This window comes from Pseudomonas sp. zjy_15 (assembly GCF_043101865.1).
Lineage (GTDB): Bacteria > Pseudomonadota > Gammaproteobacteria > Pseudomonadales > Pseudomonadaceae > Aquipseudomonas > Aquipseudomonas putida_Y.
Window position 1 is genome coordinate 1 of sequence record NZ_JBICII010000020.1, and the last position, 5412, is coordinate 5412.

7 protein-coding genes and 3 pseudogenes are annotated in these 5412 nt (G+C 49.0%); all 10 read left to right on the forward strand.

Going from position 1 to position 5412, the window contains the following annotated elements; translation table 11 throughout:
* Positions 1 to 276: pseudogene (locus ACF8EF_RS02885) on the forward strand (hypothetical protein); the annotation flags it as partial.
* A 181-nt stretch (positions 277 to 457) separates the two neighbouring features.
* Positions 458 to 712 carry an HNH/ENDO VII family nuclease gene (locus tag ACF8EF_RS02890; RefSeq protein ID WP_392461565.1) on the forward strand — a complete coding sequence of 85 codons (255 nt, stop codon included), beginning with the start codon at positions 458 to 460 and terminating at the stop codon, positions 710 to 712.
* 9 nt (positions 713 to 721) lie between these two features.
* Complete coding sequence (locus tag ACF8EF_RS02895) at positions 722 to 1192, forward strand: SMI1/KNR4 family protein (protein WP_392461553.1); 471 nt, start codon at positions 722 to 724, stop codon at positions 1190 to 1192.
* Positions 1193 to 1439: 247 nt separating this feature from the next.
* A complete protein-coding gene (locus ACF8EF_RS02900) occupies positions 1440 to 1787 on the forward strand; it encodes a hypothetical protein (RefSeq protein WP_392461555.1) in 348 nt (115 codons plus the stop codon).
* Positions 1788 to 2120: 333 nt separating this feature from the next.
* Positions 2121 to 2801, forward strand: a pseudogene (locus ACF8EF_RS02905) (RHS repeat domain-containing protein); the annotation flags it as partial.
* Between the two features lie 98 nt (positions 2802 to 2899).
* Positions 2900 to 3361 carry an Imm26 family immunity protein gene (locus tag ACF8EF_RS02910; RefSeq protein WP_392461557.1) on the forward strand — a complete coding sequence of 154 codons (462 nt, stop codon included), beginning with the start codon at positions 2900 to 2902 and terminating at the stop codon, positions 3359 to 3361.
* A 554-nt stretch (positions 3362 to 3915) separates the two neighbouring features.
* Positions 3916 to 4161 (forward strand): hypothetical protein, encoded by a 246-nt coding sequence (locus tag ACF8EF_RS02915; RefSeq protein ID WP_392461559.1) that lies wholly within the window; start codon positions 3916 to 3918, stop codon positions 4159 to 4161.
* Positions 4162 to 4174: 13 nt separating this feature from the next.
* Positions 4175 to 4705, forward strand: a complete 531-nt coding sequence (locus ACF8EF_RS02920) for a DUF4303 domain-containing protein (protein WP_392461561.1) — start codon at positions 4175 to 4177, stop codon at positions 4703 to 4705.
* Between the two features lie 96 nt (positions 4706 to 4801).
* Positions 4802 to 5086: pseudogene (locus tag ACF8EF_RS02925) on the forward strand (RHS repeat domain-containing protein); the annotation flags it as partial.
* Between the two features lie 80 nt (positions 5087 to 5166).
* Positions 5167 to 5412 (forward strand): IS66 family insertion sequence element accessory protein TnpB (gene tnpB, locus ACF8EF_RS02930; protein ID WP_392461563.1); only part of this gene is annotated, 246 nt, incomplete at its 3' end.

A 5412-nucleotide genomic window follows, 5' to 3' on the forward strand; every position in this document is an offset into this window, starting at 1 on the left:
AGCTTCACCTACAACGTCTACGGGCAGGTGCTCAGCCACACCGACGGCAAGGGCCAGACCACCCGCCTGATGCGCACCGCCCGTGGCCTGCCGAGCAGCCGCCAGGATGCCATGGGCCAGCGGGTTCGCTACGAGTACGACAAGGCCATTCGCCTGACCGCGCTGGTCAACGAGAACAACGCCACGTACAGCTTTGCCTACGACACTTCGGACCGGCTGAGCGAAGAAGTGCGGGTGGATAACCTGACCCGGCGTTTCAGCTACGACGTCGGGGGATTAATTTTTATGGATTTGCCCCTAATCCTAATTCTTGGGTTGACCCGCTTGGGTGGACATGCTGGACACCGAAAAGTGTAGCGGGCCGGAAAGTTTATCAGCGTAATGATATATTTGATCCGCACCGTGTGGATGAGCTGGGACGTACTAACATACAGAGAATGAAGAAGGGGGCGCGCCTATCGGTAAGGACGGGGAAGAAGTAAATCTTCATCATCTTACCCAAGATGAACCTGGTCCGATGGCTGAGGTTCTAATCAGTTTCCATTCTAAGCACGACAGGGTGGTGCATATGTATTCTAACCAGTGGGATAAAAGTTGGGTGGGGAGTGATGGATTAAGACGTCTTTATAACAGCGCGCCGCCAATCGTGAATCGCGGTCCATTCAATACTTGGAAGAAATCTTATTGGAAAAGCCACAGCCTTGGGTTTTGAGGATATAAAATGAGCTATATAGATATTATAGAATCTGAAATCAACGCCAGCGGGGAAGACCCCGTATACGCAGGGGGGGCATCGGATGAAGCGATAGCAGACTTTGAGAAAGCTCTTGGTGTTGATTTCCCATTATCATATAAACTGTTTTTGAAGAAATATGGTGCGCTGTCGTTTGCGGGTGATACTTACTATGGTATAACCAAGAGCGGTATTGGTGCAACGTCTGTTCCTAACGTGGTTTTTGCCACAAAAAGTGCTAGAGCTGATGGCGACGCAAATGAGTCGATGATTGTAGTGAAAGCTTCTGGCTATGGTCCGATTTATTCCATAGATGTCTCGGCTCTCGGAACTACTGGAGAGCCGGTCATAGTTGAAACTCAGCTTTCGTTCAAGCGAACGAAAGAAAAAAATGTAATTTATCAAAGTTTTGAGGAGTTTTTTGTTGGCTCGATTAGGCAAGCGATTAGGGAGCTTTGAGTTGTAGTGAATTTATTGTGGCCGGCTTTTATGTAGGTGTATGTTAGTTGAAAATTGTTGAGTAAGTGGTTTGTAGTTGTATTGTTGCGCAACTTTTATGAGTTGGGGCAAGGTTTGCTATCTTTAGGGCTTAGGTGAAAATGAACTTAGGCGTGTTTATCCCGAAGTGCCGAATGAAAAGCTACAGGAGCTAATCGCTCTGAATAAATCTATGTATCCAGAAATGCGGAAGTAAAGGGAGAAATTTATGGGTGACAATAAATTTGTTGATGCTATTTATTCCGAATTGTTTGAGAAAAATTTCCCTCAATATAAAAAATCTCTTACTAAACCCGTCAGCGGAGATAAGGACTCATATGCTCGTGTGCGTAATGCTCTAGCATCGCTAGATGATACTCAAAAGTATGACATCATTAACTTTTTTAAAGTTGTTATCGCAGACAGCGCTTCTGTAGTGCTTGGGACGTTGGATGGCGTCCATTTTCCGGATGACCTCGAGGGCAATTTTGTTGTAAAATTAGATGGTGAAGATATTCAGGGTGACTTGCAGGATATATTTATCGAAAAATCTCAGCAAGATGGTATTTACGATTGATTTTTTGAGGCATTTTTAGTCTGGCTTCGGTTTTTGTTTTTATGTGACATTGTTGAAAGATAGATATTGAAAAAGCTATTGAAGATAGTTGGGGTGCCAGCTTCAACTATTTTTCCGTTAGCCGATACTGTCGAGCGGCTGGAATGAAGCTGCCTTAGCTAATATAATTATTTTTGTCATTGTCAAAAGTCACGTTCGCTAAACGTGTATAGGTGATTGTGCGGGCCTGTATCCAAGGTGGCTCATTACCTCCTGCAAACCCTCGACAATCTAGAGAAGTGCCAGACACCAACACCGAAGTGCCGCTGCAGCGTATCGAGAACGTCCTCGACCAACCGCGATGCCCGGCAGGATTTCGAATACGACAACGGCGACCGGCTGCTGAGCATCGAGCGGCAACTGACCGGGATCGGCAGGCAGCTTGGGATCACAGAAGAGGAGCTGGAATACACCTACGATCTGCTCGGCCGTCTGACCAAAGAAATCACCCCTGACGGCACGCTCAGCTACGAGTACGACCCGCTCAGCAACTTGACCACGCTGACTTTGCCGGATGGGCGCAAGGTCAATCACCTGTATTACGGCAGTGGCCACCTGCACCAGCTGAACCTGGACGGCCAGGTCATCAGTGACATGGAGCGCGATGACCTGCACCGTGAGGTGTACCGCACCCAAGGCAAGCTCACCAGTTGCTTCGGTTATGACGCCATGGGGCGCAAGGCCTGGCAGTTTGCCTCGACCTTGCCGGCCGACAAGCTTTCGCAGGTGCATAACACTGGCATCAATACCTCGTTGCTGGTCGAGCACGCCTACAACCCGATCCACCGCCGTTACCAGTACGACCCGGCCGGTGAACTGGTGCGTACCCTCGACAAGCTACGCGGCGAGATCAAGTACGAGTACGAAGCCAACGGCCAGTTGCGCAGTCGCGATACCGGCTCGTTGATCGGCAGCGAGGAGTTCCGCTACGACCCGGCAGCCAACCGCCTGGACTTCAATGCGCGGCAGTTCAACTCATATGATCATGCAAATACTACGAGAGCTCCAACTCGCCAAGCTAATTTCGAAAGTGATTTCGCCAAGAAAACTGCTGCATTGAAAGGAGGTTGCGGATGACGTCACTTGAGGTTTATGAGTGGGACAAAAAGATCAAAACAAGTTATAAAAAAATAAAAAGCGGGGATATATTTTGCTTTGCTTTAGACTCCAAAAAGTATGGGGTTGGTCGCATTATGACCCAAAATAGCCTTGGCCATGTAGTGGAGATTTTTGACAAGGCTCTTAATGTCCCAGCGGTTGATTCAATTTCTTTCAAGCGCTTAGGTGACCCTGTCATATTAGATTCTTATTCGCTTTTTGATCGTAAAGCTGAGGGTGACTGGAGAATTGTTGCTCACGATTTAGATTATAGGCCGTCAAAACAAGAGTCGGTGAGGTATGTGTACGGTGTAGCCGATAATGTCAAGCTTGTTGATATTTTTGATAATGAGACCTCTTTGGCAGGAAGTAAGTGTGATTACCCATCCTATTCCCCTATGGGCGACAAAGACGTGAAAGAGCATTTCAATATTTAGACCGAAATCCAAGTTTAATCTTTAACAGCAAGTGTGTTCTTCTGGTCCTGCTGCCTTTAAGTGGGGCCAGCAAAACATTTAATTAAGTCTGTTGAGAGCGCCCGTTCTACGTTCTGTGCCAAAAGAGATTATTCAGGATTTTCCTAATGGTATTTCGAATGAATGATACTAAGCAACCGGAGCCATCCCGGTTGTTCGCTTGAATTGAACAGCGATAAAATCTCCAACCGCCTCGGCGTTAACGTCGCTGCTGGTAGACTACGCTTACAATTCGATCCATCGCCGTCACCAGTACGCCCCGACGGATGATCGAAAGTCCAACTACTTGTAATACGGCAGCGGACACCTGCACCAGCGAACCTGGACGGCCAGGTGATCAGCGACATGGAGCGCGATGACCTGCATCGTGAGGTGTACCGCACCCAGGGCAAGCTCACCAGCTGCTTCGGGGCGCTTATTACGCGAGCAGGACGGGCACTCGCCCACCAGCTACGATGGAGAGATCTCATGCTCACCACATAGTGTTCAAAGGCGAGTTCCCCCGCTCTCCTGCAATGCAGAAGGCGCTTGAGCGTAGTAGGGCTGTTTTATCGAAGTATAAGATTGATCCCGTACATGATACATCCGCGATGATGTGGGCTGAAAACCAAGGGCACACCATTGCAAATGCAAGAATGGTAGCTAGTAAGCTGGAGGCTGCAGATAAAGTAATCATGGCTCAAGATATGTCCTTTAGTAAAGCTGTTGTTGCCATGAAAGGCGAGTTGCAAAAAATTGGTGTAGAAATTTTTGGCGGGTGAATAGGAGAGCGCAATGAATTGGCATGTATTAGAGAGCACAGCTTTAACCTCAGTTACGAAAGCTCTGCGAGATTTGAGTGTGGAACATCCGGATGAGCAGTTCTACGCTTGCGCGCTTTATACGGATAGTAGCGCTATGACCATGGCGGTTGCGATTAATTCCGTTGAAGCACTTGAGGAGAAACTTGAGGGGGAAGGTGAAGAAGAGCGTGAAGAGTTGATGCCCTACTATAAGTGGGCTTCTTCGGAATGGAAATACGAGGGGTGGAAGGGGGAGTATTTCAAAGATATTTGTGAGGGCCTGAGAGAGGCAAGTGACCGAAGCGATATCTCACGTTTTAAAGAAAGGCTGCTCTCACTCATGGTTAATGCTTTAAGTTCTCTGCGTAGGGAAGGTTTCTTTTCATCCTTCAAGATTCAGGAGCCAATTCTCTTTGTCACTGTTACGGATGATGATAATGCAGAAGAGCTTGAAAATAAAACAGCTGAACTTCTCAACTCTTCAGAAAAATATAATTATTTTATCAGAAGATTTGATGGGTGAGCGCTATTGCTGGGGCGCATAATGGCGGGCGGGCTTCACAAAATCGGAGCATAGTATCGAGCATCAACATTTGGCTTTGAATTTGGTGAGAGCGCTCACGGCCCGCTGAGCGCGGTGATCAACCGCAACGGCGACACCGTGCGCAGCTTCAGCTACGCCGACGGCCTGATGGTGACCCACAGCAACGCGCTGGGGCTGGGCTGCCACTACCGTTGGCAAACCTTGGGCGGCAAGCCGTGAGCTGGAAGTGCAGTACAACGCTGACCACCGCGTGGTCGTCAGCCGCGACTATGGCGGCGAGCGTTGCTCGGCTACGAGTACGACCCACTCAGCAACCTGACCACGCTGACCCTGTCGGATGGGCGCAAGGTCAATCGTAAGTGCTCCATGAACCCCACATTCAAAGCGCTTACCTGATGCCCGATGCTGTGCTCCCGATTTCCTTCTGGAGCCAGCCCTGCATGATGCGCCCCGACAGCAAAGTCGAAAAAGTCTACCTCTACCCCAAGCCTGTGGACTTTCGAAAGTCCATCGACGGCCTTACTGCCTTGGTAGAACTGGATATCAAAGTCGCCGTGTTCGACCCCGTGCTCTTCGTCTTCCTCAACAAGGCGCATAATCGGATCAAAGTGTTGTACTGGGAGCGCAACGGCTTCTGCCTCTGGCTCAAGCGCCTGGAAGCCGAGCGCTTCAAAATGTCGCCTGAG

Excerpts from the sequence above, each read along its gene's own strand:
- ACF8EF_RS02895 (WP_392461553.1), top strand. The coding sequence starts at position 722 with ATGAGCTATATAGATATTATAGAATCTGAAATCAACGCCAGCGGGGAA.
- ACF8EF_RS02900 (WP_392461555.1), top strand. The coding sequence starts at position 1,440 with ATGGGTGACAATAAATTTGTTGATGCTATTTATTCCGAATTGTTTGAG.
- ACF8EF_RS02910 (WP_392461557.1), top strand. The coding sequence starts at position 2,900 with ATGACGTCACTTGAGGTTTATGAGTGGGACAAAAAGATCAAAACAAGT.
- ACF8EF_RS02915 (WP_392461559.1), top strand. The coding sequence starts at position 3,916 with ATGCAGAAGGCGCTTGAGCGTAGTAGGGCTGTTTTATCGAAGTATAAG.
- ACF8EF_RS02920 (WP_392461561.1), top strand. The coding sequence starts at position 4,175 with ATGAATTGGCATGTATTAGAGAGCACAGCTTTAACCTCAGTTACGAAA.